Below are 24,953 nucleotides of genomic sequence, written 5' to 3' on the forward strand. Positions count from 1 at the left end.
TTTAGTTTTTCTCAAGCACATTTAAGCGAGCTTGCATTTGTTGAATGACTTGTTCTAACTTTTCAATTTGTGCTTGCTGTTCTTGAACTGCTTTTACCAATGGAACAGTAAATTCAGAATACCTTAATCCCAAGAGCTTTCCGGACTTATCTATACCGCTAAAATCATAACCTGATTTTTGAGCTGCTTGTTCCACCTCCTGTGCAATAAACCCACTGAAGCTTATTTTTTCAATATCATATTTGCCATCCCAATTCAACGAATTTTCTACTTCTAACAATTTGTTTTCTTTGTCCACATTGAGGTGATAGGTAACCGGACGAAGTGCTTTAATGAAAGCAAGCCCAATCACATTCTCTTCAATGTTATCTTTTATTCGGGCATCGCTAAAATTAGTCCAGGAAACTTGTCCACCAATACTTGAAATGGATGAGTTTCCAATACGTGCTTTGTTGCTTGCATCGGATGTACAAAGGTTTCCAATAGCTATTGCATTACTCAAATTCGCACTTGATGTGCTTGCACCATATCCAATTGCAGTATTTCCCGAACCGCTTATGTTTGTTGAAAGCGCTGCAGCGCCAAATCCGGTATTGGCAGCTCCGGTGGTATTGCTTTGTAATGCCAATGCACCAAAAGCTGAATTATCATAACCACTGGTGTTTAGTGTAAGCGTTTTATGTCCAAAGGCGGAGTTTGTATTTCCTGCATTAGCAGCCAAGGCAATATTCCCAAATGCAGTGCAATTAGGATTAGTATTAAGTCCTGTCCCTGCTGTCAATCCATGAATACGAATATCTTCAATAACGTCTAATAATGCGCCTGGAGTGGTGGTTCCAATTCCAACTTTACCATCTGCTTTAACCGTAAGGCGGTCGCCGCCATTTGTAAAAATAGGAAAATCGAAATTTCCACCTGTACCAATTCCTCCGGTTGCATTTCCGGAAGGGGTAGATAAAAAGACAGAAGCTCCATTTACTGTATTGTCCATTTGGAAATTCATACCTCCTGCTTGCGAGAGGTGGAGGAATGATGTAGGCGTAGAAGTTCCAATTCCAACATTTCCTGATACAGATTTGTAGATATTATTTCCATTCGCTTTCCAATAATTATCTTTCGAAATAAGGGCGGTATCTGCCATTATAGCACTATTCGCAAATGCAGCGCTTTGAGCAAGAATGGCCGTATCTGCAAGAAAGGCGTAGCTCGATAAGGTGCTATGTAACGCATATGGCACACTTAACAATTGACTAATACCAAGTATACTATAATTTGAACCGCCTGTAGGATCAATGGCGGTTTCTATAAAATAGGTTCCTGTCGACCAGTCAATTCCGTCAAAGGTTCCGGTAACAGCATTCCCTCCACCAATTTCAATAGTAGCCAATCCATTGGTGTTAGTTGATGCGGTTTGTGTTTCGACATACACCGCTGTTCCGCTTGTTGAACCCTGAAGTATGCTGATACGAATTCCAATGGAAGCATTTGAAAGTAACACCCCGGCGCTATTACGCACAACAGTTTGATAGTTCATTTTTTGAGGTGCTTCTGCAAAGGTTAATTTTAGTGAGTTACAGAAAATAAGGCAAATAAGTGTTACTATTTTGAATTTTGTATGAGTAGTTTTCATGCGTTTTTTATTTTAGTTTTAAGTAAATTAGAAAAATGAAAAGCCTGAAAAAATAATTTCTCAGGCTTTCCGTTTTGGGAAAATTAATTTGTTATTTAGTTAGTTTTTGCACTGCTGCACTCAAATCAGCTACTTGCTTTTTCAAGGCTTCAATCTGTGCTTGTTGCTCTTGAATTGCTTTAATCGAAACTATTGCAAATTTGCTGTAATCAATAGCAAGCAAATCTTCTCCCTCCTCATGTGAAACAATTTCAGGAAATATTTTTTGTACGTCTTGAGCAAGAAATCCCATTGTTTTTATCGCATTTTCTTTGTTGTCGAGATAATGGTATTTCAATGGTTTTAAAGCCAAAACTTTAGGTAGTACAGTCTCAAATGATTCGAAGTCGCGTTTTAATCGAGCATCAGAAACAACATTATAGCTTCCATCAGTAGAGGAAATGTATGATTTTGCAGTATATGAAACACCATCCGTTGAATAGTTAAAGCGAATAAAATCATTGCTGTTATAAATTCTCCAATGTTTCCCACTGTTTTCTAAATTTATTCCTCCAGTTTGCTGATTGGCAGCGCTTCCGCCGGATTGTTTTATATGAAGATCGGAAACAGCTGAAGCATTTCCGATTGATACTAGGCCATTTCCTTTAATGCGCATTAATTCATTGGAGGCACCTGCACCCGTAGCTGCAAAAAATACATGGTCGCTTGAAGGAGAAGATGTTTGATACCTCAATGTGCTAGGATTTATTCCGAAGCCATAAAATTCATTATCGTTATCAACACTTTCATACAAAACTAGTTTGCGATTTGCTAAGCTATTGTCAAATTGTAATAATGCATGGGGGGTGGAGTTTGCAATCCCAACATTCCCTGTATTTGTAATGCTCATTCGGTTCACAAAGGCGGTGTAAAAATCAAGCCCAAATAAATTGCCATTGGAAGTACGTTTGCTGGCTATCCCTTCTCCTGAAGCGAGTCCAAATGATAAGCCTGCACTAGCAGCAGTTTGTCCCAAGGTCCCATCGTTTAATCCAGCACCATCCACATTCATACCCCCATTAACTGTAAGATTTTGTCCAGGTGTAGTGGTACCAATACCAACATTGCCCCCCGAAAAACTGATATCATTTCCATTCTTTTTCCAAAATGAATTTGCTGAACTTAAGGCATAGGGAACACTCAACAATTGACTGGTTCCGGTAATGCTATAATTTGTTCCGCCTGTGGGATCAATTTGCGTTTTAATGTAATAAGTGCCGGTTTCCCAATTGATACCTGAAAAAGAACCCGATACAACTGTTCCTGCTCCAATTTCCAAGGTTATTAAGCCATTGGTGTTAGTGGGTTGAGTTTGAGTTTCAACATAAACTGCGCTGCCGGATGCGGAATTTTGAAGAATTGAAATTCGCACGCCAACATTTGCATTCGAGATTAAAACACCCGAGCTGTTTCGCACTACTGATTGATAATTCATTTTTTGCGGTGCTTGTGCAAAAAGGGAGGAAGCAGTAAGGCTTAGCGCTATTAATAGAGTAAGGCCGGTTTTTAAAGTGTGGTAGCTATTTTTCATGGATTAATTGTTTTTAATGATTTTAAAGGTTTTAATTTTTTCTTTGTTCGTGCGAATAGTTAAAAAGTAATCCGCATTGTCAAGGTTTTCCATCGAAATGGAAGTAAGTGGTCCGCTAATGCTTTTTTGCTGAACCACTCTGCCGGTCATGTCGAGCAATACATAGCTCATATCTTTCCAGTTTTCATTTTCGATTTTTACATTTAAAATGGAACTCACCGGATTAGGAAATACTTGCATCGATACACTTATTTGGTGAATTTCATCTACCCCAATTAAGTACTCATAAGCATGCTGTACTCCTTGTCCTACCGATCCGTTTGCATTACTCAAAAATGAATATGCCACTTGGCCTGCGGTATACGTTGCACTGCCACCCGTTCCGGCTGCGGTGCCTCCTGCAGCAGTTGCTGCTTGTTGCGCTTGAACTTTTGTTAGCAGGGTGCTGAACAAAAGCAATAAAATTAAATTGACTCGTTTTAATTTTTTCATATGAGGTAGTTTAAGTTTATCTCAAAATAAGTGAATTAAATTTTAATTACCAAATCAAAATAAAGATGAAAGTCATGAAAAGTTAGACAAAGGTGCTAATAATCTAAACTAAGCAGATTTTAAGAGGAGATCAACTGATTCGAATGAAAAGTACTTTTATGGTTTAGTTGGAAGGCTCTTTCCTGTTAAACCAAAACAATGCGTTAAAAAAAGCATAAAAAGTAACACCTGCTTGCGATTCAAGTGTGTCATCGTTTAGCATCGAAAGTAAGGCAATGGCTAAAAAAATGTAGTAGAAATAATCTAAACTTTTGAGACCCCGCATTAACGGATAAAAGATGGAAATCAAAAACCAAATAAGTCCAATTGTGCCAAAGGTTACTGCAAATGTGAGGTATTGATTATGGGCTCTAAGTCTCCAGTTTAGTGCAATTGGCGATTGGGTTTCCTCGTATTTTTTTAAAAAAACCTGATTTACATCTCCGGTACCAACTCCAATTATTGGATGGTCTTTATAAATGCGTAATCCCGTTTTTAAATATTCATAACGCATCGTGACAGAGTGTCCTGTTGGATTTCCGGAATTGCGATAGGTATGCAGTTCCCAAAAAATTTGTTGCACACGCGCCTTTACACTCAAAAGGTTTTGGTAATTTACATTGGGAATCCCATTTTCTATCGACTTTATTTCAGCTTCAGTCAATGCATTCACACCTGCCGCGTCTTTCCTTAAATTTTTTGAAGTTAGAAAACGAAACACGGTTACACGTAAGGGTTGTTTTTTTAAATCTAAACCTGCAATATCCAAGCTGCTTCTTTTATTCCATACGCTGTCTAATTCTCTTGTGCAGAGATATAAAAACACATAATTCCCATTTTCCATGGCCTTGTCATCAAGTAGGTGCAAATATGGATTCCCAAGCGAAGTATGATTTTCAAGATGTGTTAAATCAATGGGTTTTGCCTGTGTAACCTCCATGTAGTTTTGAATCAAAAAAATACTTAATGCAATGCCGCTAACAAGGAGTAAGGCAGCATAAATGAACCGAATGAGATAATTTCCTTTTTGAAAAAGTTGATACGAAAAATAAAGAAATGTTAAACTAAAAAGCACTACAATTCCGGTAAACGATTCCAATATAAAAAGGAATATTACCAACCAAACCATTGCCAACACCTGAATACCTTTTACAAAAAATTTAGCTCCTTCATTTTTTATAAAATACAAGAGTGTAAACACCGAAAGGCATATTAAGAGTGCTAAACGAATGTGTGAAATAAGGATGGAGATGTCGCGAGTTTGGGTTACCGGACGATGAATAAATCCAAGCAAAACAGCACAGCTAACAAGTGTAGAAAGAATTACAGCTGCAACAAATATTTTTAATAAAGTAAATAATTGTGTTTGACTTAAGGGTTTACTGCTGCTAAAAATTAATGGAAACAAAAGCAACGGAAGCTTGATTCGCAAATCGTTAAAGGCATACTGAAAATCGCTGGTATAGAAAAGTCCAAGAAGATGCAATACATAAACAGAGCTCCAGAGCAGTGCAATTTTATTGTCGAAAAAAAGTTGAAATTTTTGTTTAAAATCACCCCCAACAATCCAAGCTCCCACAATAAAAAAAAGAGAAAGACCAGTCAAAAATTTTGAAAGCGGTAAACCTACCGCCATCAAAATTAAACCAAAGTAATACAGCGAAAATGCATGCTTCTTTAAAAACTTCATACCTTATGAAATCAATCTTATTGCTTTTAAATAAGAAGTAGCTTGCACGGACGAATTATTTTTTTTCCTTGGTGATTTCAGGGTCTTTGTATTTCCCGGCTAATACCGAAACATAAAGCGTTTGGTCTTTTATTACCTCAATAGCTTTTTTTACTTCCTCATCATTTGCCAAACTCGCTTCTATTTTTCCTTTTTGAAAATAGTACCTTGAAACAATTTCATTTTCGATTAGCTCTTTTATCTCCGCTTTAAAATTCATTAAATCTTCGGTTTTGTGGTGCATCATTTTTGCTTTTAATGCATCAAATTCTTTTTCCGCAACATCAAAATACTTCTCTTCCGTTGCAGTTTCTTTCAACTCTTTTATAAGCTTTTCGCTGCGGGTAGTGTAATCGTAATCTTTATCAGAAATAAAGGCCATAAATTCTTCATATTCCGCTTCAGTTAATCTAAAAACCTTAGCAGGGGCAATGCTTGCATGCTCTCTTCGATACTTGGTGGCATAATCAAAAATGAGCGCTTTATTCTCTAAGCTGATGGCAATTTTACTGTAGTTTTTTGGAGTAATCGCGATGTCAGGCTTAATTCCTCCTCCGTCATATACGGGTCTGCCACCTTTGGTTTTGAAAAGTGTAATGAGCGAATCAGGAACTTTTCCAACACTTCCATCTTCGTTGCGATTGGAATAATCCAATGCCTGAATACAGCGTCCGCTAGGGATGTAATATTTTGCTGTAGTAACTTTTAAGGCGGCATTATAACTTAGTGTATGCGTGGCCTGCACCAATCCTTTTCCAAAAGTGCGTTGTCCAACAATTACCGCTCTGTCTAAATCCTGCAATGCACCCGAAACAATTTCGGAGGCGGACGCCGAGCCACTATTTACCAAAAGTGTGATCGGCAAATTTACATCCACAGGATTATTTACAGCTTTATACAATTTGTTCCACTCTTGTACTTTTCCTTTTGTGCTTACAATATCTTGCCCTTTATCCACAAATAAATTCGAAATATTTATGGCTTCATTAAGCAAACCACCCGGGTTCCCGCGCAAATCGAAAATAATTCCTTTTAAGCTCGGATTTTTATCTTTCAATTCTGTAAATGCTTTTTTCACTTCAGCCGATGCATCATCTGTAAAGCTGGTGAGGCGCATGTATCCTACATTATCGTCTACCATTCCAAAGTACGGTACACTTTTTACTTTAATTTCTTCGCGGGTGAGTACTTTTTCAATAGGAGCTTTTTCACCATCGCGCTGTATCAAAAGTTTAACGCTTGTATTGGGCTGCCCTTTCAATACTTTGCTGATGTCATCTTGGTTTTTTCCTTTGATGGATTTTCCGTCAATTTCTAAAATTATGTCACCTGCACGCAAATCAGCTTTATAAGCAGGGTAGCCTTCATATGGCTCAGAAATTACAATTTGATCTTTTCGCTTTCTAATCAAAGACCCAATCCCACCGTACTGTCCGGTGGTCATAAAACGATAATCTTCAATTTCCGATTCAGGAATGTAATTGGTATACGGATCCAATGATTCCAACATCGCATCCATCCCTTTTTTCATTAAATCACCGGGCTTGGTTTCATCCACGTAATACATATTTACTTCACGGAAAAGTGTAGCAAAAATGTCCAGGTTTTTAGATACTTCAAAGTAATTGTCTACAAAACTGAAGGAGCCAAATATGCTTGCTGCAAAGAGAAGAACAAAGAAATAATTTCTGATTTTTTTTAACACAGGTTTCATTTAATTAGGATTTTAATTATTGATTTGATGAATAGATAAAAATTGGTTACTCACTATGGAACCGGGTCATGTCCATGGCCACCCCAAGGGTTGCAGGAGAGAACTCGTTTTAAAGTTAAGTAACCACCTTTCATAATTCCATATTTTAAGATTGCTTCTTTTCCATATTCCGAGCAGGTTGGTGAGTACCTGCATGCATTGGGCAAAAGCGGCGATATGGCATATTGATAAATTGAAATTAGAAAAATAAAAGGGGCACTAAGTATTTTTTTCAAGCTCTGCCTGTAATCGTTGTAAAGTTACTATAATTTTGTTTTCTATTTCGGCGTAAGCCAATTCTTGTTTTTCCAAATAAGTCAAGGAAAACACAATTTTTTTGTTTTTTGAATTTAAATACGTGTAGGTGTCAAATTTATTTTTTCGATAGGCTTCACGTATCATACGTTTTATGCGATTCCTGTCTACAGCTCGTTTAAAATTACGTTTCGAAACTGAAATCAAAACTTGTGCTGGGAATTTTTCCAAGCCTTCAAAGTGCATCCAGGTAAGCCGGAAGCATTTACTGTTAAAAGATTTTCCGCTTTCATACAAGCTGGCTATTAACTTCCTACTACTAAGCCTTTCTTCCTTTTTAAATGTTAATTTCAACTTCCTAATTCAAGTATTTTGTTCAAAGCTACTAAAACAAAAAATTCATTGGTATATGCTTTTGTTAAATAATGTGAGAAGTAATTTCAATCGTTTCAAAAAGATTAAAACAAATACCACACAAATCGCTTTTATTCCTCAAGCAAAATTGTAAATTCGCTCGCAAAAATCAATACAATGGAACAAATAAAAACCTATATCAATTCAAATAAAGACCGATTTTTAAGCGAATTATTTGACCTCTTGCGCATCCCCTCAATTAGCGCCGATCCCAAGTATAAAGCGGATGTTATAAAAACGGCTGAATCGGTAAAACAAAGTTTGATTGCTGCGGGTGCCGAAAATGTGGAGGTATGTTCAACTGCCGGTAATCCTATTGTGTATGGCGAAAAAATCATTGACCCCAAATTACCTACTGTATTAGTTTACGGACATTATGATGTGCAACCTCCCGATCCATTGGAATTATGGACTTCACCACCCTTTGAGCCGGTAATAAAGGATGAAAAAATTTATGCACGAGGTGCTTGCGATGATAAGGGACAAATGTTCATGCACGTGAAAGCATTTGAACTCATGATGAAAACCAATACCCTTGCCTGCAATGTAAAGTTTATGATTGAAGGGGAGGAGGAAGTGGGCTCAACTAATTTGGGTCCGTTTTTAACTGCAAATAAAGCTAAGCTTAAAGCAGATGTGGTTTTAGTTTCAGATACCGGAATATTGGCTAATGATACACCTAGCATTTGTGTAGGCTTGCGCGGATTAAGTTACAATGAAGTAGAAGTTACCGGCCCCGGTCGTGATTTACATTCGGGCCTCTACGGTGGAGCAGTAGCTAATCCTATTAATATTTTATGCGATATGATTTCATCATTGATTGATGCAAATGGACACATTACTATTCCCGGTTTTTATGATGATGTAGAAGAATTAAGTACAGAGGAAAGAGCAGAGATGGCAAAGGCTCCCTTTGATGTGGAAGTGTTTAAGAAATCGATTAACCTTTACGATATAAAAGGGGAAAAGGGATATACCACTCCGGAGCGTACCTCCATTCGACCAACCTTGGATGTTAATGGAATTTGGGGTGGATACATTGGTGAAGGAGCCAAAACAGTAATTGCTTCAAAAGCCTTTGCTAAAATTTCGATGCGTTTAGTACCGCATCAAAGCAATGAAAAAATTACTGCCTTATTTGAGAAACATTTCAAAGCCATTGCCCCGCCAAGTGTTACCGTGCGTGTAATTCCACATCATGGTGGCGAGCCGGTTGTTACGCCTACCAATAGCGTTGCCTATGCTGCGGCAAGCAAGGCAATGGAACAAACTTTTGGTAAAAAACCTATCCCTGTTCGCAGTGGTGGAAGTATTCCGATTGTAGCGCTTTTTGAAAATATTTTAGGTTTAAAAACGGTATTGTTCGGCTTTGGTTTGGATAGTGATGCCATACATTCGCCCAATGAACATTATGGTTTATTCAACTATTACAAAGGCATCGAAACAATTCCTTTGTTTTATAAATATTTTGCTGAGTTGAGTAAAAAATAGCTTCAACGCTTCACTCACTTTATTTTTAGCTGGGTGTCTTTTAATCCTTTTTGTTCCAAGTAGTCGAGCAAAGCAAGTGCTTCCTCGCCACCACGCTTGGCGTGATGCAATAAGGTAAAGCCATGGGCTCCTTTGGCAAACACTAGTTTTGGATAGGCTTCCAATACAGGTTTTACCAATTCGGTTTTACCGAGCATGGTGAGCACAAATAAGTTTACACGTGCACCTTGTTCAATTAAATAGTTGGCAATGTCCTTATCGCCCACATGACCGGCACCTTCAATAGCTTCTTCAAAATCACCTTTTCCCCAATCGTAACGACTGTAAATAAGATTGGGATTGTCAAGTAAAAGTTCTTTTACACGTGGCAAATTGTTGTGACCGGCTCCCACAAATTCTTTAACCAAGTCCGCCTTTAATTGAGGAGGCGGTTCCATCTTGTTTTGCGCAAAGAGCAAGTTAGGCAAGAGTGTTATTCCTGTGGCAGTATAGATGCCCGATTGAAGAAATTCTTTTCTATTCATTAGGGAAGTGGAAAAATTAAAAATTGCAATTCTATTTTTTAAACAAAAGCACTTATGTATTTCGCTTTTATCAAAGCTATCCTCAAAGTTAAAACAACAAAGTGCAACATAATTCAACTGCCATTCGAAAGCGCATTAATGCCAATGAATAACGCATAGCCCCAAATGAAAAACGCCCCATTGATCAATATCAATGAGGCGCTTCCAACGGTTAAAAAACAAAAATTTCTATTTGGTCACAACTAATTTTTTGACAACAAGTCCTCTTGTCCCTTTTACTTTTACATAATAAATTCCTGCTGAAAGTTGCGATGTATGGACTTGTATTTTAGTTTCATTTATAATTTTTCTTTCTAAAACTTCTTGCCCAAAAGCGTTGTAAATGCTGATGCTTGATACAATGCCTGCAGCGTTTGAAAAATCAATTTGTACAACATCTTTTGCAGGATTAGGGGAGAGGATAATTGCATTTTCATCCAACGAAATGTTATTTATAGCAGTTACATCTTGACCCACCACCACACTGTCGCTAATACTGTTTAAAGGTCGAATATTTCCATCTACATCAATCAGCAAGAAATTGCTAAAGCTCAAATGCAGCGTTTTAAAAATAGAATCCCTTCCGGATAAATCATCTTTCATGTCTACACTCAATACCCCGATAGTTCCATATCCCTGGCGGTTTAAATGGTCAATGCCGCTAAGGGCGATATCAATTTTTCCGCTCGTGTAATTATCTTTTTGCAAGCTAATCATGTCTACATTTTTGGTCCCGAACCAACTGCTGTTAAAGCGCGCAAAAACAGATGCTGAATCCACCACAGTGTTTTCATAATTAATACTAAATGCAATTCCATAAACGCTATCGGCCGGAACTGCTGCTGTTCCTAAGCCTATTGCAAAAGTGAGGCTGTCTCCTACTTGCGCTGTATCTATACTAAATTGCAAATACAAGGTAGGAGCATTGGGTGTCATAACATGCGGTTGCAGCTTCGGGTGGGTGAGTCCATAATTTAAAAGTATGGCAAGTGTGTCGCTGCTGTTGATGATTCCATCTCCATTGCAATCCACATGTTTATTATTTACTCCAATTGTATCCAACCAATCAGTGGCAGGTTGAGCTACCCAGGCAAGACTAGCGTTTGTGCGGAGCGGACCTGTTTCCCCATAGGATAAGCCAATGTTAAGCAAATCAAAATTATTAGCCGTGAAATCGGAATTGGCATCTCCCGGCCACACATCATTAGAGCAGGCTGCAGGTATAATAAAATCAAATGTTCCAACACAGGAATGTTGATCGGTGCAAATAAAATGTCCCTGATCACCTTCGCACAAAGCGGTTAAATTAGGGGGAGGCTGTGTTGCGGAAGTAATCAGATAAGGCGCTGTAGCTCCAGTGGCAATCAAAGCAACTGTACCGTCGCACATGCCGCAAGTTGCATTGTTAACTACACCCGATAAAATTATGGGTGAACCTGAACCAACGGTAGTCATAGCGGTATCAATGCATCCATCAATATCTTTAGCAGTAAAAACATATACCCCTGAATTTAAAAAGTTGCGACAAAATGTGAGTTCATCGTTCCAAAAATAAGTGTCCGGAAAATTGCCCACGAAACTTGGACATATCTGATTTAAATTGTCACAATCGGGAATATAGGAAGGCAAGCTCACTCTAAAGCCGGATTGATTTAAATTAAGTTGAGCAGTTTGTGTAACGACAGTATCCATACTGGTGGTGATGATGCAACGATATTTTGTATGGTTATCAGTCAACTTTAAGTTGAATAAATAAAGTGCATTTAAATTGGAATTCGCAATGCCCTGCCAACTGTGCTGTGCGGAACTGTCTTGCCATAAATAAGTGCGGTTGCCAGAGCCATTTATCAAAAACTGAAAAGAAGCAGTACCGCCTATACAAAAGTCATCGTCTTGTGGTTGTGAAAGGATAGTAGTTGGGATTGGATCAATTTCCAATAGACGAGAAACAGGATATTGATAACTGCCACTCAGGTGGTAATTATTTTGAAGGACATGAGTGTAAGGATCAAATTCAAAAATAGTCCCATAATGATAATTGCCCCCCGAATAAGTATAGCCCATCAAATGGCCATTTGAAACTTGAAGCAAGGAGCCGGTCGGATGGGCGCAAAAATTCAGACTGTCAAAATTGGCAACTATATTCACTGCATGACTGGTAGTGTCAATTTCGTAAATAGTGCCGTAATTGCTGTTGCCACCGAAGGTTGTGATGCCATAAATTTTTCCATTCACTGCTTCAGTTAGTTCACCGTTACGACTTCCTTTATTATCGGCAATATCAAAATCGTAGAATTTTTGGAACGAATTGTTTTTTAAATCAAATTCGAATAATGTGCCTTTGTTTTGTGTTCCGCCAATCGACATGGAGCCATATAATTTGTCGTTCGATGCTTTTATCACGCCACATAGCGGGAGTCCACCATCCGCTGCAATGAAGTTATATAGGATGGTATACATTTTTGTATCACTATCAAATTCGAATATTCCGCCTAACCCATTTGCAGCCCCTTGCGCAGTGATGCCGTAAATTTTACCGGAGTCGGCAACACACAATGTTCCTTGTCCACCCAAGCCGGATGCAACAGTAAAAGGATAAATTACTCTAAAAATATTACTGTCAACTAGGTATTCAAATATGCCGGTTCCATTTGTGCCATATAATTTCTTTCCATCTTTTGATCTGGCCATTGTTCCATTAACATCGCTTCCAACTTGCGGAATCATGTCAGTATATTCACGGGTAAGTGGCTTAAAGCGATACAGGCTTTTTATTCCAAGTGCGGTGGTTCCGTACAAGTAAGAATCATAAGCCTGAACCAATCCGGTATTTGGATTTATGCCTTGTACATTATTAGCCGGATTAAAATCGTGCACACGATTTACTTTCCCATTGAGCAAATCTAATTCAAATATGACCCCACTTATGCCGTTAAATGGATTGCCTCCATTCGTTCCGTAAAGTACATGAGGAGTGGTGCCGCTAGCTGTAAAATTTACATTTTTATTATTCCCGCCATCGACGCTATTAGCACCGGCATAAAAAGCATAAAATCCTCCAACGTGTAAATTTTGGATGGAAGTATTGTCAACGCAAATGGGATGATTACCCAAACCGAGATAAACGGTAGAGTTCGAGTCAGCAGAATTTATGTTGAATTTAGATGCTCCTTGATTTTTTACTTCAAATGAATAGTTGCTGAAAAAGGTTTTACCTGCATCCATCAATAAGCCTTCACAATTGTAAAAGATAGCACTGTCAATGGTTATATCACTTTTAATAAGTATTGTTGTATCCCTAAAGGATGCAACATAAAAATTATTTTGCCCGGTAATAGTTCCACAGCCCGCAACGTTCGAATTGGGAATCATGTTAAAGTAAAAAACTTGACTATGGTTTGTTATTATATATTTTGACGTGGTGATATGTTCAATAAAAATATCATCTGCTTCAAAGGAAGGTGAAATTATTTCCTTAAAGCGCCCCGACCCATTTATACATTGGATAAAGCCATTGGCATGGACAGTTGCTGAATCGCCATACAAATACGTAAACATACCCGGATTACCTGTCCTTAAATCCAACAACAAAGAATCGCAATACACCGTTGAGCTCCTGAAATTGAATGCCCCACTTCCTCGATAAGCATGTTCTGTCGAAAAAATTCCGGTAGTTCCAAGATTAACCGTATAGCTATTTGTATTCAAATTTCCTTTATGGATAAATATGTTATTTCCTTGATAGGCATCAGCTAAATAAAGTGTACCTGAACTTTCTTTTGTAAGTAGAGGAATAGTTGCGCCATTACATTTCAACAGGCAATTGCCGGAACCGGAAAGAGTGAAATTGAATCCTGAGTTAAAAACTAGTTGAGATGAAAGTATTAAATTACCAAATACATTTATACTTGTGGATGCGAATGTTACAGGATGTGAAATGCCACTAAAATTTAAGCTATGGCAAAGGTTGGGAATAAAAGGAGTAAAGCCAATCGAGGCATTTTGTGAAAAGGAATTAGCATCAAAATATACATCATTCGTAGAGTCCGGAGCTTGTGTATGGAAGGTGTTGCCTCCGCTGGTGGTGGCCCAATGGTTGGCAAAATCATTCCAGTTTCCGGGACCTCCTACCCAATAATAATTGAAGGAATACACGGGTTTATTTATTAGTATAATAGATGCCAGAATGATTATTGACTTAAGTATTTTGGTATACTTATTTACTTGGAAAATTGTTGTTTTGGTTTTCATATCGCAGCGTTTTAAAATTAAGAAATTATCGATGCTTCTTAACGAATCCATCGAGATTATTTCACGCTACAAATATGAACTGTTCAAATCCAAGAAAAAAAAACATTATTTAGGCTCTTTGGATTCGATATATAGAATTAATCGATTCATAATAATGATATAATTCATTTGAAAGTATAGTAAAATATAGCATTATAATCTTATTCAATTTATTCAGATTGTATGATATCTTGGACTTTAAATTCTAAATATTGAAAAATGCTAATCGATGAGCGAAAGAAAAGCCGGACGAAAATCTCCGCCCGGCCTTATTGTATTTATTTAATGACTGTAAGCTTTTTTGTAAGTATTCCTTCCTTGGTTTTAATTTTAATGACATACACTCCGGCTGCAAAAATTTGAGTATTCACAGCAGCGGTTTGTTGATTTTGGATTTTATTTTCTATCATTAATTCTCCAAAAGCATTGTAAATACTATAGCTTAATACTTCCCCTCTTTTCTTTCCAAGGTGTATAACCAAATTGTCTTTTGCAGGATTGGGCACCAGAATTACGTCACTATTTTCAGTTGATTGTTGTTCAATTCCGGTAATGTCTCCCACCACCACAAGCGAATCATTAACCACATTCAGCGGTAGTTCAATTTCATCGTTGCGGATTAGATGCACATTGCTGAAATTCAGGTTGAGCAATTTGTAGATATAATCTCTCCCCGAGATATCGTCTTTCATATCTACACTTAAAACACCAATATTTCCATATCCACTGCGATTCAAATGGTCAATTCCCACAATAGCTGCTTCAATTTTTCCATTGCTGTATAAATCTTTTTGAAGCACTATAATGTTGCTATCCACAATGCCGAGCCAACATGAACTGAAATCAATTTTTACCGAGCCACTGTCCACCAAATTTTTGTCATAGTTCACTGTAAATGCAATGCCATAAATATCTGTTGCCGGAACACTTGGAGTTCCCAAACCCAATGGTATGAGCGCAGATGAACCTGCAGCAGCAGTATCTGTATTTAATGTAAAATATAAAGATGGGTCAATTGGACTTGCAGTAATTTGCGCAGGCACTCCACGTGGATGTGTTAAGCCATAATTTAAAAGAATTGCACTGGTGTCGTCTGCATTTACAATTCCATTTCCATCACAATCGGTATGTTTTACGTTTACTGTACTGATGAATTGCCAAAACCAATCCGTGGCAGGTTGAGCCACCCAGCTTAAACTGGCGCTTTGACGAACATAACCGGTATCGCCATAAGCAAGCCCAATATTCAGCAAATCTAAATTGTTTGCAACCATATCGGAATTGGCATCACCCGGCCAAACATCACTGAGCTGTGGTGTGCAGCTTGTAAAATTCCAACCCGTATTTCCTCCTAAATCGCTGCTGTGAATTCCTGCATAATAGCTGGCGCCACCTCTTGCTACAGTGTTGGTTAGGTATAAATAATCGGCGCAAACTGTACCTCCTGGCATTTCAAAGCCTGTGGTATCAATACCTCCCGGGCGAGTAACAATTTGACCTTGCATTTGTGTAGGAAAGCCGGGCAATGTTTTAAAAAGAAGTAAATTATTTACTTTTATTTTTGGCTGCACCCCATATAAATAGATACTGTTACCGGGATTGTTAAATATTAGCGTATCATACTCCGATCGATTTTCTATGCTAAAAATTGCTGCATTGGTATTAAAAATCGCTTTATCCACTTTTCCGGCCATGAACGAACTTTCTTGATCAAAAATGAGGTGGTGATAATGAACATCTGGGGTTGTAGTAGAATTTATTCCACCATTCATTAATGTATTTTTTTTCAAAAAAATGGTACTGCTATCTGCATCTACCTTAACAGAATCAAAGATCGAAAGTGTGCTGCATTCAATACGGGAAGTGCCTAAGTTAAATTTTGCGTGGGCTCCTTGCGCCTCCATAAAATTTACTTTTAAGCTTTGGTTATTTGTATTAAATGTACCATCAAATAAAAGAATCTTGTCGGTTTCAAGTGCTGCAGTTTGTTTCCATGCTCCACTGCCAACAAAGTTTAAACTGCTGGTTTCGATTTTTGTTCCTTGTGTGTTGATGGTATTTCCATTGACATTCGACTCAAAATTTAATTCTCCATTCGGATTAAAGGTCATATTAGAGTTAAGGGTTAAGGAGCCGTAAATCCTTAAACCATAATTCAATCTTCCTTTCAATACAGGTGAAAGCGTTGCTGCACTCCAATCCATATTGTTGCAATAGGAACTGTGCGCTCCCATCACAACCGAATCATTAATTGAACTGAAAGAATTAACATCAAAATGTACGTTGTCGGCCGGATTCGGAATACACTCTCCTCCCGGAAATCCACTAAATAATGCCCAATGCGAAGGATCATTCCACCTTCCTGAACCACCAACCCAATATAGATTTCTTGCGGGGGCAGTGGTGAAATTCCAGCCGCTATTAAAACCAGCATCAAAACTATTGATTGCCGAAAAGCTCGCTCCTCCGCTTGCCTCAATGCTTTTGATAACCGCATTTGAAACAACCATTGTTCCGGATGGTTTGAATAAATAAGCAGGTTTGCGTCGGTTTTCGAAATAAATATTGCTGGTTGGTCCAGTTGTTGAAAAAGATGAAATAAATACCGAGGAAGTGCAAGCACTATTGCTGATGATGCCCCCATTTATTATTTGCTTTTTACCTTCCTCAAAACCGAGATAACCTGTGGAGTAATTCACGAAGATAGAATCAAATATATTGCTGCCGGTGATGCGCGTGTTGCTATACAGGTATAATTTATCGATGATTAAACTATCACTCGCATCATTTATTCCGTAGTAATATATATGCGCATCGCCAAGCGAAATAAGGGAAGAATCAGAAACAAATTTTAGGATATGGTAATGTTCGTTCCTACCCCCCATAAAATTATAGCTTGTAGTAATACTGCTGGCGTCAGCATGCACGGTGAGTGAATTTTGTTCAAATAATGTCCAGGAACCGGCAAATACATTAGAACTTCCTAAATCAATTGTTCGGGGTGATTGATTCACATTTGCGGAATAGAATCCAAGGCAGCTTAATCCAAAATTATTCGTAATAAAACTACCATAGTTAAGTTGAATGGAACTGCAACTTAAACTGTCTTGAAGGGTCCAACTACCGCTACCATTAAAGGTAATATTTGAAGCTACTAATTTACCAGATGAAGTTATGGTGTTGCTTCCGGAAGATAAAAAGTGTAAGCTTAATGGGATTTGTGGAGCAGCTGTATCGAGTTGAAGTGTGCCATAAATATTGAATGAATTATTTGAAATATTATAGAGCACATTATTGGAAGAAGTTCCGGAACTCACAAAATTATTGCAATAGGCTGTTTGCAGATCAAGGTTTACTATTTCTGAACCTGCAAGGCTGAAAGAATTTAAATCAAACATTACATTGTCTGTTGGCCCAGGGATACAACCACTTCCTGCACCTCCGCTGCTAAGCGACCAATGTGAAGCATCGCTCCAATTGCCGCTTCCTCCCACCCAAAATAAATTTCGTGGTGATGGAGTGCTTATTACCCATCCGCTAACATTTCCTAAATTGTAACTGTTGTTTGCGGTGAAACTGGCGCCTCCTGTAGCTTTAATATCTTTTAAAATAACCCGATCAAAATTGATGCTTCCACTGGTTTTATAAAGTGTTGCTTGCACTCCCCCGGTAGCTGAATGTATATTAATTGGATTAGTGCAAGTTCCGATTGCTACCGCATTGCCAAGTTCGAGTTTTAAGGAGGCTTGAAGTTCAAGTGAAAGTCCAGGTTTGCGAAATTGCAGCAATCCTATATAAGAATAGCTTGAAAAGTTTCCATCTACACCAAGTGAAACATCATTCTTTATCAGCAATTGATCAATGGTAGTGCTATCCAATTTAATTGAAAGCATCGAAAGGTAAAGCGAATCGACAACGACAGAATTGTAATGCATATTTTTTCCACCCCAAAATTCAGAGTAAAAATGTATGGTGGATGCAGCCGAAAAAAACATTGAACTGGTTATTGCATAATTGTGCCAAATCATACAAGTGATGGTAGCTCCGCTGATATCCAAAGAAGCATTTGGGGAAGTGGCGCTGGCGGTGAAATTGCTAACATTAAAATGGTGTCCGCCCAAACTTAAATTCCCTTTTTGAAAAGCTAAATATGTCCCCTTAAAGTCGCTCACAAAAGACCAACCACCATTTCCCTCAAAAATTAGGTTACACGTATTAAACTCATGAGCGCCCGTGTAAATAGCGTTTCCTTGATTAGCACTTTTAAAATAAATAGCAGCACTATCCAATCTCATGGTCATTGAATCTGCAAGAATAAATGAACCATAAACAGAGAAAACATTGTTTACCAATTTTAGATGCGGACTATTCAAAACTCCCGACCAATCCATGCTGCGGCATTGTAACAAAGTGGTATCCATGGTGAGTGTATCATTTGTTGCCAGAAACGAATTGGCATCAATAAATACATCGTCGATAGGGCTTGGGATTTGCACATGATAAACGTTCCCGCCACTAGATGTAGCCCAGTGATTGGCATAATCGCTCCAATTTCCGGAACCGCCAACCCAATAATAATTTGTAGCTTGCGCGGAGGTAAAAAGCAGTAATGCAAAGACAAGAAGCCGCAAGCAGCGCGAAGCCTTTGTTAATTGGGTGGCATTTTTTGTTTTCATAATATTTGGTTTTTAAATTTAGTAATTCAGTTTAATTCATTCGTTTATTTTCGGTGGATGAAATTTTACACTCAAGAGCCATTCATTTCCACGATACAAAAGTTGAGATACATTGCTTAATAAAAAAAAACATTATACTTATGTTTGGAGTAAACTGATTCCATTTAAAATGGCACTTTCAGGAGTATTATATTAATTTATTTCAGTATTTTCAATTATTACAGCTTGTTACAAAAAAATACAAAAATGTGTATCTTTGGATTTTATGTGAGTAGTTTGACACAAGAAATGTTTTTATAGACTAGGTAAATAGCCCCTGTACACATGAACAATAGTAAACTTATAAAGCTCTTAGCATCGCTATCGGCAAGTGAAACAAAGCGTTTTGTTGAATTTGTGCGCTCCCCTTATTTTAACAAACATGAAAATGTGGTGCGGCTCTGTGAATTTATTTGCAAGTATGTAAACGATTATGAAAACCCTAATTTAAATAAGGAAAAAGCTGCCAAGGCGGTTTTTAAGAATAAGCCTTACCGACCGCAACAGTTAAGCGATGTAATGAGTTACCTGAGTAAATTGCTAGAAGATTTTATTTCATGTTCCCGATTTATGAACCATACTTTATTGCGCAAGCAATTTTTATTGGAGGAACTGAAGGAGCGAAGCAACAATTCTGTGTTTCAAATGGTTTCAAAGGAATTCACGCATCAACTGGACACAAGTAAATTGCGCGATCATAATTTCCATTACCATAGGTATTTATTCGAATCGGAAAGTGATGCCTTTTTTATTCGAAATGAAAATCGAAAATTTCACGAGAGTATTCAGCGTAAAGCTGATAACCTAGACCTGTTTTACCTCTCGGCTAAATTAAAAACCTGTTGCGAAATGATGAGCAGGAAAAATATTGTAGCTGCTGATTACAATCTCCGAATGTTAGATGATGTACTCCATTATTTAAATTCAAATCTCGACCAATTTAAGCAAGTGCCTGCCATCACCATATATTATCGCATATTGATGACACTTACCGAAAGTGAGCAGGAAGAGCACTATAAGCAATTGATAAAATTATTGGACAAGAACCATGGGTACTTTAGTCCGGAAGAGGCACGGCAGATGTATGATTTCGCACAAAATTATTGCATTAAAAAGATAAATAGCGGGAATGTGGGGTATGGAAAGGAAATATTAAAACTTTACAAAAAGTTACTCGAAAACAAAATAATTTTTGAAGGGAATTATCTCTCTCAATGGGATTATAAAAACATTGTTACCATTGCCTTACGGGAAGAAGAATTCGAATGGACTAAAAACTTTATTCAACAATTTAAAGAAAGCATCGCTCCTGAATTTCGCGAAAATGCTTATGCGTATAATATGTCAACTTATTACTATGCAGTTGAAAAATATAAGGAAGCGTTAAAGTTACTTCAAACAGTTGAATTTACAGATGTATTTTATCATCTCGGTTCGAAATCTTTATTGTTAAAAGCGTATTATGAAATGGATGCTGCCGAGTCATTTTATTCTTTAATAAGTACCTTCAGGGTTTATCTCCGGAGAAATAAAAAAATCAGTCAATCCCAGTTTACCAATCATTTGAACTTGATTAATTTGGCTAAAAAGTGTTTTGATTTGAAGTACAACGATTACTCAAAATTTATCTTTAACAGAAAGTTAGCAACGATTAAGAATAAAGTCATCCACAACAAAAACATAGCTAATATTGTTTGGCTGAATGAGAAAATAAAGGAATTTGAAAATTGAATTTTATACCGCTAAGGTTGCATTTTCTTTGCACCTTTGCTTTCCCGGTAAAATCGGTTCAATCCGGATTGACGGTATCATAATAAGAAGCTTGAATAATGACTCAAAAAGTTGATTTTTTAATCGTGGGTTCCGGAATAGCCGGACTGAGCTATGCTTTAAAAGTGGCCAATGCCGGAAAAGTACTGATGCTCACTAAAGCCAATAAAGATGAATCCAATACCAAATACGCACAAGGTGGAATTGCTGCGGTAACCACTGATACCGATTCGTTTGAAAAACATGTGCAGGATACTTTAATTGCAGGAGATTTTATTTGCGATCGCGAAACGGTTGAAATTGTGGTACGCGAAGCACCTGAACGCATACAGGAATTAATTGATTGGGGAACCGAATTCGACAAAACACAAAGTGGGGAATACGACTTGGCAAAAGAAGGCGGGCACAGCGATCACCGCATTTTACATCATAAAGACAATACCGGATTTGAAATAGAGCGAGCGTTGTTACAAGCAGTGAATTCGCATCAAAATATTGAAGTGCGTGATCATTATTTTGCTTTGGATATTATAACCCAGCATCATTTGGGAGTTACAGTTAATAGTAAAACTCCGGGTATTGAGTGTTATGGGATTTATGCACTTAATACGCGAACGGGTGATGTGGAAACCATATTGGCTAAATCCATTTTAATGGCAACCGGTGGATGTGGCCACATTTACGAAACAACAACCAATCCGGTTATTGCAACCGGCGATGGGGTTGCAATGGTGTATCGTGCAAAAGGAAAAGTAGAAAATATGGAATTTATACAGTTTCATCCTACTTCACTTTACAACCCGGGTCACCACCCTTCATTCCTAATATCTGAAGCAGTGCGCGGATTTGGTGGTATTTTAAAAACCAAAGCGGGGGAGGAGTTTATGCAAAAGTACGATGTGCGAAAATCATTGGCACCAAGGGATATAGTTGCCAGAGCCATCGATAGTGAAATGAAAATACATGGCGATGAATTTGTGTATTTGGATTGTCGGCATTTGGAAACAGCTGCATTAGTTGCGCACTTCCCAACTATACATGAAAAATGTTTGAGTTTGGGAATTGATATGCGAAAGGATTTAATTCCGGTGTTGCCTGCTGCGCATTACCAGTGCGGGGGAATAAAAGTAGATAAGCAAGGAAAAAGCTCCATACGAAATTTGTATGCAGTGGGTGAATGTGCCAGCACAGGTTTGCATGGTGCCAATCGATTGGCTTCCAATTCACTCTTAGAAGCCGTTGTTTTTGCGCACCGTGCAGCCCTTGATTCCATCGAACAGGTAAAATCGAATGTGTATTGCAATGGTGTTCCGGCTTGGAATGCAGAAGGTACAGCTCGACCTGAAGAAATGATTTTAATCACACAAAGTTTAAAGGAAGTGCAGGCCATTATGAGTAATTATGTTGGTATTGTGCGCTCCAATTTGCGACTCAAACGAGCACTCGACCGACTGCTTATATTGCACAACGAAACCGAAACACTTTATGAAAGTACAACCGTTTCGACCGAACTGTGCGAATTGCGGAACATGATTAAGGTAGGATATATTATTTTGAAGTACGCTTCTTTGCGTAAAGAAAGTATCGGATTACATTATAATTCAGATTATCCGAAGACCGCATAGGTCATAGGTTATCATCCATACGAAAATAAAAAAAAGCTGTTACACCTAAAAAGAGCGTTGGAAGAATCACATCGGTGATAGACCAATTGTTGGCCAGTAATTTTGTTATCTGATTAATTAAACTGCTTATCAGAAAAAGCGTAAATCCCCAGCGTTTCATATTCCAAACCCCCACAACTGCTATAAAATTGGCAGCGATTAAGCAACCGAAAAGAGCTGGATAAAAATCACCCATCTTTTTTACAAAAGGTGAAAAAATACTTGGAAAACTAAGTATTACACCTATGAATCCAATTACACAAATAATTGTAACAAGTACCGGACGCGTTTTTTTTTCCACTGTATGGCTTTACACTACTGTCCAAAGATATGTAAAATGAGAAGGGATTTTAATTTTTTATCGTTCAAATTTGATTCAAATTGCTAAACTTGCAGAGCAAAAAACAGGAAATTATGAACGAAGAAGTACAATTTTATTTGGATGAAGCGGAAGAGCAAATGCAAAAAGCAATCTCGCACTTAGAAACTGAATTGATAAAAATCCGAGCAGGTAGAGCAAATGCTCAAATGCTAGAAGGTGTGCACGTGGAATATTATGGCACAAATGCACCTTTAAATAATGTTTCCGGAATCAGTACGCCCGATCCAAGAACCTTGGTGGTGCAACCTTTTGAAAAAGCAATGTTAGTGCCTATCGAAAAAGCGATTATGGCAGCCAATCTTGGATTTAATCCTCAAAATGATGGAACCATCATACGCATTTCTGTTCCGCCATTAACGGAGGAAAGAAGAAAGGATCTGGTAAAGAGAGCAAAAGCAGAGGCTGAACACTGTAAAGTAACGCTGAGAAATATCCGCAAGGAAGCTAATGACGCAATGAAAAAATTGGTAAAAGATGGCTTGCCCGAAGATCAAGGAAAATTAGCGGAAACGCGCGTTCAAACCTTAACCGATACCTACAGCGCTAAAGCTGAAAAGCATATCGAAATAAAGGAAAAAGAAATAATGACGGTTTAACAGTAATAAAACCTATAATTTAATAGCATGAAAGCATATGTATTCCCCGGTCAAGGTTCACAGTTTATTGGTATGGGCAAAGACCTGTACGATAATTCTGCCTTGGCAAAAGATCTTTTTGAAAAAGCAAATTCCCTACTTGGTTTTCGTATCACCGACATTATGTTTTCCGGAACCGATGAGGAATTAAAGCAAACAAAAGTAACTCAACCTGCCATTTTTTTGCACTCCGTTATTTTGGCAAAAACCTTGGGAGATGCTTTTAAACCCGACATGGTAGCGGGTCACTCCTTGGGTGAATTTTCGGCACTAGTTGCAAATCAAACATTAAGTTTTGAGGATGCCTTGCTTTTGGTTTCTAAGCGCGCCCTGGCAATGCAAAAGGCCTGTGAAATCAGACCATCCACTATGGCTGCGATTTTAAATTTGGAGGATAAAATTGTAGAAGATATTTGTGCTTCCATCACCACTGAAATCGTAGTTGCTGCCAATTACAACTGCCCCGGTCAATTAGTTATATCAGGTACTTTAGAAGGCGTAAATATTGCTTGTGAAAAACTTAAAGCAGCAGGAGCAAAGCGTGCTTTAATATTGCCGGTAGGAGGGGCTTTCCACTCACCACTTATGCAGCCGGCTCAGCAAGAACTTGAAATTGCAATCAATGCCACACAGTTTAATACGCCAATTTGTGCAGTATATCAAAATGTAACCGCAAGTGCTGTAACAAATCCAGATGAGATTAAGAAAAATTTACTGGTACAACTTACAGCTCCGGTGCGTTGGACTCAAACTATGATAAAAATGATGGCAGATAGCGCTAACTCTTTTACCGAAGTTGGACCGGGCAAGGTATTGCAAGGTTTGGTGAAGAAAGTGAACAAGGATATGGAGGCACAAAGCGCTTAATCAGTTCTGTTTTCCACCCACCAAAAAATCTTTTAAATAGAAAGGTTCAAAGTAAGCAGTGTTTTCAAACTCCTGAGCTGCAAACTTTTTTTCAGCAAGCGAAATCATGTCTTGTGCTGATGGAAATACGTCATCCAAAAATAAAGCATTGGGATTGGGTTCAAGCAAGGTTTTACACTTCGCGGCGCCATCCCCAAAAAAAATAATTTTTTGATGTCGCAATATTTCTGCGAAGGAGGTAGCATCAATAATTTTAGCCTCCGTTGCACTTACCTCATTGTTTTGCGCATCAAACAAGGCACAATAAACCTCCATTCTACGGGCATCGAGCATGGCACAATACAACATATCTTTAAGCTTGTTTTTTGTAGAAACTTGTAGCGCCAGATGTTGCAAAGTATTAATGCTGATTAAGGGAATATCTAATGCGTAACAAAATCCCTTTGCAGCCGAAACACCAATTCTTAAACCGGTATAAGATCCGGGCCCTTTACTCACTGCAACGGCGGATAAATCCTTAAAAGTAAATTTTGATTGCGTTAATACTTCGGAGCAGAAGTCAGTTAAATTTTCGGCATGAGAATAACCGGCATTTAATTCTTTCAATGCATTTAATTTGCCATTTTTTGAAAGGGCAACAGAGCAAACAGTTGTTGATGTTTCGAGGTGAAGTATCAGCGACACGAGGGGTGCT

Annotated in this window: 17 protein-coding genes; 5 read left to right on the forward strand and 12 right to left on the reverse strand. The window is 38.0% G+C overall.

What is annotated here, in order from left to right:
• Position 1 precedes the first annotated feature (1 nt).
• From IPP32_06580 to rnpA, 7 genes are all read right to left on the reverse strand, one after another.
• The gene (locus IPP32_06580) at positions 2-1,630 is read right to left on the reverse strand and encodes a tail fiber domain-containing protein (protein MBL0047745.1); all 1,629 of its coding nucleotides are present in this window, start codon (positions 1,628-1,630) and stop codon (positions 2-4) included.
• A 91-nt stretch (positions 1,631-1,721) separates the two neighbouring features.
• A complete protein-coding gene (locus IPP32_06585) occupies positions 1,722-3,200 on the reverse strand; it encodes a tail fiber domain-containing protein (protein ID MBL0047746.1) in 1,479 nt (492 codons plus the stop codon).
• A gap of 3 nt (positions 3,201-3,203) precedes the next feature.
• Positions 3,204-3,692 (reverse strand): T9SS type A sorting domain-containing protein, encoded by a 489-nt coding sequence (locus IPP32_06590; protein ID MBL0047747.1) that lies wholly within the window; start codon positions 3,690-3,692, stop codon positions 3,204-3,206.
• Between the two features lie 163 nt (positions 3,693-3,855).
• A complete protein-coding gene (locus IPP32_06595) occupies positions 3,856-5,421 on the reverse strand; it encodes an O-antigen ligase family protein (GenBank protein MBL0047748.1) in 1,566 nt (521 codons plus the stop codon).
• Between the two features lie 55 nt (positions 5,422-5,476).
• A complete protein-coding gene (locus IPP32_06600) occupies positions 5,477-7,174 on the reverse strand; it encodes a S41 family peptidase (GenBank protein ID MBL0047749.1) in 1,698 nt (565 codons plus the stop codon).
• Between the two features lie 53 nt (positions 7,175-7,227).
• Positions 7,228-7,449 carry a membrane protein insertion efficiency factor YidD gene (yidD, locus tag IPP32_06605; GenBank protein ID MBL0047750.1) on the reverse strand — a complete coding sequence of 74 codons (222 nt, stop codon included), beginning with the start codon at positions 7,447-7,449 and terminating at the stop codon, positions 7,228-7,230.
• Positions 7,433-7,822 carry a ribonuclease P protein component gene (gene rnpA, locus IPP32_06610; protein ID MBL0047751.1) on the reverse strand — a complete coding sequence of 130 codons (390 nt, stop codon included), beginning with the start codon at positions 7,820-7,822 and terminating at the stop codon, positions 7,433-7,435. Before rnpA ends, yidD begins: the two co-directional genes overlap by 17 nt.
• Before the next feature lie 177 nt (positions 7,823-7,999).
• Here rnpA and IPP32_06615 point away from each other — a divergent pair, with 177 nt between their 5' ends.
• Positions 8,000-9,373 (forward strand): dipeptidase, encoded by a 1,374-nt coding sequence (locus IPP32_06615; GenBank protein ID MBL0047752.1) that lies wholly within the window; start codon positions 8,000-8,002, stop codon positions 9,371-9,373.
• A gap of 14 nt (positions 9,374-9,387) precedes the next feature.
• On the opposite strand, the gene IPP32_06620 is transcribed toward IPP32_06615, so the two are convergent.
• The 3 genes from IPP32_06620 to IPP32_06630 all read right to left on the reverse strand — a co-directional run bounded on the left by IPP32_06620 (position 9,388) and on the right by IPP32_06630 (position 18,902).
• Entirely contained in the window at positions 9,388-9,897 is a 510-nt protein-coding gene (locus tag IPP32_06620; GenBank protein MBL0047753.1) for an ankyrin repeat domain-containing protein, read from the reverse strand.
• A gap of 228 nt (positions 9,898-10,125) precedes the next feature.
• Positions 10,126-14,187, reverse strand: a complete 4,062-nt coding sequence (locus IPP32_06625; GenBank protein MBL0047754.1) for a T9SS type A sorting domain-containing protein — start codon at positions 14,185-14,187, stop codon at positions 10,126-10,128.
• 317 nt (positions 14,188-14,504) lie between these two features.
• Positions 14,505-18,902 carry a T9SS type A sorting domain-containing protein gene (locus tag IPP32_06630; GenBank protein MBL0047755.1) on the reverse strand — a complete coding sequence of 1,466 codons (4,398 nt, stop codon included), beginning with the start codon at positions 18,900-18,902 and terminating at the stop codon, positions 14,505-14,507.
• A 324-nt stretch (positions 18,903-19,226) separates the two neighbouring features.
• On the opposite strand from IPP32_06630, the gene IPP32_06635 reads away from it, so the two are divergent.
• Positions 19,227-20,672 carry a hypothetical protein gene (locus tag IPP32_06635; GenBank protein MBL0047756.1) on the forward strand — a complete coding sequence of 482 codons (1,446 nt, stop codon included), beginning with the start codon at positions 19,227-19,229 and terminating at the stop codon, positions 20,670-20,672.
• 98 nt (positions 20,673-20,770) lie between these two features.
• The gene (gene nadB, locus IPP32_06640) at positions 20,771-22,336 is read left to right on the forward strand and encodes an L-aspartate oxidase (protein ID MBL0047757.1); all 1,566 of its coding nucleotides are present in this window, start codon (positions 20,771-20,773) and stop codon (positions 22,334-22,336) included.
• Between the two features lies 1 nt (position 22,337).
• Here nadB and IPP32_06645 read toward each other — a convergent pair whose 3' ends face one another.
• A complete protein-coding gene (locus IPP32_06645; GenBank protein MBL0047758.1) occupies positions 22,338-22,676 on the reverse strand; it encodes a hypothetical protein in 339 nt (112 codons plus the stop codon).
• Positions 22,677-22,789: 113 nt separating this feature from the next.
• Between IPP32_06645 and frr the strand changes: the two genes are divergently transcribed.
• Complete coding sequence (frr, locus tag IPP32_06650; protein ID MBL0047759.1) at positions 22,790-23,353, forward strand: ribosome recycling factor; 564 nt, start codon at positions 22,790-22,792, stop codon at positions 23,351-23,353.
• Positions 23,354-23,380: 27 nt separating this feature from the next.
• On the forward strand, positions 23,381-24,259 hold the full coding sequence (fabD, locus tag IPP32_06655; GenBank protein ID MBL0047760.1) for an ACP S-malonyltransferase: 879 nt from the start codon (positions 23,381-23,383) through the stop codon (positions 24,257-24,259).
• Here the strand turns inward: fabD and tsaB are convergent, their stop codons facing one another.
• Positions 24,260-24,943 (reverse strand): tRNA (adenosine(37)-N6)-threonylcarbamoyltransferase complex dimerization subunit type 1 TsaB, encoded by a 684-nt coding sequence (tsaB, locus tag IPP32_06660; GenBank protein MBL0047761.1) that lies wholly within the window; start codon positions 24,941-24,943, stop codon positions 24,260-24,262.
• Positions 24,944-24,953 lie beyond the last annotated feature (10 nt).

The organism is Bacteroidota bacterium (assembly GCA_016721765.1).
Classification (GTDB): domain Bacteria; phylum Bacteroidota; class Bacteroidia; order UBA4408; family UBA4408; genus UBA4408.

Coding starts and splice junctions, on each gene's coding strand:
- IPP32_06580 (MBL0047745.1), bottom strand. CDS start 1,630: ATGAAAACTACTCATACAAAATTCAAAATAGTAACACTTATTTGCCTT.
- IPP32_06585 (MBL0047746.1), bottom strand. CDS start 3,200: ATGAAAAATAGCTACCACACTTTAAAAACCGGCCTTACTCTATTAATA.
- IPP32_06590 (MBL0047747.1), bottom strand. CDS start 3,692: ATGAAAAAATTAAAACGAGTCAATTTAATTTTATTGCTTTTGTTCAGC.
- IPP32_06595 (MBL0047748.1), bottom strand. CDS start 5,421: ATGAAGTTTTTAAAGAAGCATGCATTTTCGCTGTATTACTTTGGTTTA.
- IPP32_06600 (MBL0047749.1), bottom strand. CDS start 7,174: ATGAAACCTGTGTTAAAAAAAATCAGAAATTATTTCTTTGTTCTTCTC.
- IPP32_06615 (MBL0047752.1), top strand. CDS start 8,000: ATGGAACAAATAAAAACCTATATCAATTCAAATAAAGACCGATTTTTA.
- IPP32_06620 (MBL0047753.1), bottom strand. CDS start 9,897: ATGAATAGAAAAGAATTTCTTCAATCGGGCATCTATACTGCCACAGGA.
- IPP32_06625 (MBL0047754.1), bottom strand. CDS start 14,187: ATGAAAACCAAAACAACAATTTTCCAAGTAAATAAGTATACCAAAATA.
- IPP32_06630 (MBL0047755.1), bottom strand. CDS start 18,902: ATGAAAACAAAAAATGCCACCCAATTAACAAAGGCTTCGCGCTGCTTG.
- IPP32_06635 (MBL0047756.1), top strand. CDS start 19,227: ATGAACAATAGTAAACTTATAAAGCTCTTAGCATCGCTATCGGCAAGT.
- nadB (MBL0047757.1), top strand. CDS start 20,771: ATGACTCAAAAAGTTGATTTTTTAATCGTGGGTTCCGGAATAGCCGGA.
- frr (MBL0047759.1), top strand. CDS start 22,790: ATGAACGAAGAAGTACAATTTTATTTGGATGAAGCGGAAGAGCAAATG.
- fabD (MBL0047760.1), top strand. CDS start 23,381: ATGAAAGCATATGTATTCCCCGGTCAAGGTTCACAGTTTATTGGTATG.